This window comes from Nostoc sp. FACHB-888, assembly GCF_014696655.1.
GTDB lineage: Bacteria > Cyanobacteriota > Cyanobacteriia > Cyanobacteriales > Nostocaceae > Nostoc.
The window spans coordinates 1-1,990 of record NZ_JACJQM010000397.1 but is presented as its reverse complement, the minus strand read 5'-3'; the positions used below and the strand labels follow the sequence as shown (position 1 = coordinate 1,990).

The 1,990-nt window shown below is 46.5% G+C and carries 1 protein-coding gene; it reads left to right on the top strand.

Translation table 11 applies throughout. The annotated features are described in order from the left end of the window. Positions 1-1,990 (top strand): PAS domain S-box protein (locus tag H6G26_RS41330; RefSeq protein WP_242054412.1); only part of this gene is annotated, 1,990 nt, incomplete at both ends.

Genomic DNA, 1,990 nt, shown 5'->3' with positions numbered 1-1,990 from the left:
AACCTGAAATCAGCACTCAAAATTGGCTTGGAAGTGTTGAAGCTCCTGGGAGTGATTTTACCAGAAAATCCAAGTGAGTTAGATGTTCGAGGCGGATTGGAGTCAACGGCTGCACTACTCGCCCAACGAGAAATTGAAGACTTGATCAATTTACCAGCTGAAAATGAGTATATCCAGGAAGAAGCACTCGCCTATGAATTAGCGGCTAAACATTATCTGGCGCGAGGGCGGTCAAAAATTGCTCAAACTTACATTAAAGAGGCGCACTATTGCTATGATCGCTGGGGCGCAACCGTTAAAGTTAAAGATTTAGAAAAACGCTATCCACAACTCCTCAACACCAACCGAGTTCGGCAATCAAATTCAATCGTGACCAATGAAACGATCCGTCATCCGACTGCGGTGATCGATTTGGCGGCGGTGATGAAAGCGGCTCAAGCCCTCTCAGAAATAATTCATCTCGATCAACTGATTGCCACGTTGATGCAGGCAGTGATAGAAGATGCAGGAGCCGAAACAGGCGCTCTGGTTCTCCTGAAAGATGATCAACTCACTGTGGTAGCTCAATGCAGCTCAAGTAAACAGTGTGACCTAGAAAAGTTCGCTGTTGCCGAGTGTGCAACGATTCCTGTTTCCGTCATTCACTCGGTAGAACGCACATCTGAAACTTTGGTGTTTGATGATGCAGTCAGCGAATCGTCTTTTTCAACTGATCCTTATATTCAACATCAACAGACGCGATCGCTCCTGTGTATGCCTATTTTCAAGCAAAATCAGCTGATTGGCATACTTTATCTAGAGAACAATCTCAGTACCGGAGTGTTTACTAGCGATCGCTTGCAAGTCCTTAAACTGTTGATGACTCAGGCAGCGATTTTACTAGAAAATGCTCGGTTGTATCAACAGTTAGCAGACTATGCCGAAACACTGGAACGGAAAGTAGAAGAGCAAACTCAAGCCTTGCAGCAGGAGATCGCTGAACGTCAACAAACTGAAGCCGCATTGAGACAAAGTGAAGCAAATTATCGCAACCTGCTACAAACCGCGAATTCCGTTATCATTCGCTATGATCCGCAAGGACGGATTCACTACATCAACGATTATGGGGTAAAACTTCTTGGCTATGAAGAACATGAGATTTTAGGGCGAACCTTATTTGAAACAATCATTCCAGACATCGAAATCTCTGGACGCGATGTCAAACCCTTTGTCCATGATTTACTTCGTAATCCTCAATCGTACCCGCAAGGCGAGGGTGAAAACCTGTGTCGAGACGGTCGGCGAGTTTGGATGGTCTGGTCGAATCAAGCCATCTTCAATGACCAGGGAGATGTCGTTGAAATCTTATCGGTGGGCAACGACACCACCCAGCGTAGGCAAGCAGAAGAGGCATTACAACGCAGTGAAGCCAAGTTCCGAACTATCTTTGAAAACTCGCAGGTCGGCATCTTCCGAACCCGCCTCTCGGATGGATTACTTCTCGATGGCAATCAACGCCATGCCAATCTGTTTGGCTTTGATTCACCAGAGGAGAGCATTGGGCTTGAACACGCCACAGACTACTATGTAAATCCCAGCGATCGCCAACAATTCCTTGAGTTGCTGAAGCGTGATAGGGAAGTGCGAAGCTATGAAGCACAGATGCGAAAACGAGATGGGACATTGTTTTGGGTACTTTTCTCTGCTTATCTGAATGCAGACGATGGCTACATCGAAGGGGTGACTGCGGATATTAGCGATCGCAAACAGGCAGAAGCCGCGCTGCAAGCCTCTGAAGCAGAACTGCGAGCGCTCTTCTCAGCCATTCCCGATCCGCTGTGTGTTTACAATGCTGAAGGGCAAGTGATCGACGCAATCCCAGGAAATCCATCCTATGGAGAGGAGTATAGGGAGGAATATATTGGTAAAACACTGCATCAACTCTATGCCAAGGAACAAGCTGATGAATTCCTGAATTATATTCAGCAGGTGGTGAAAACCCAACAAGTAC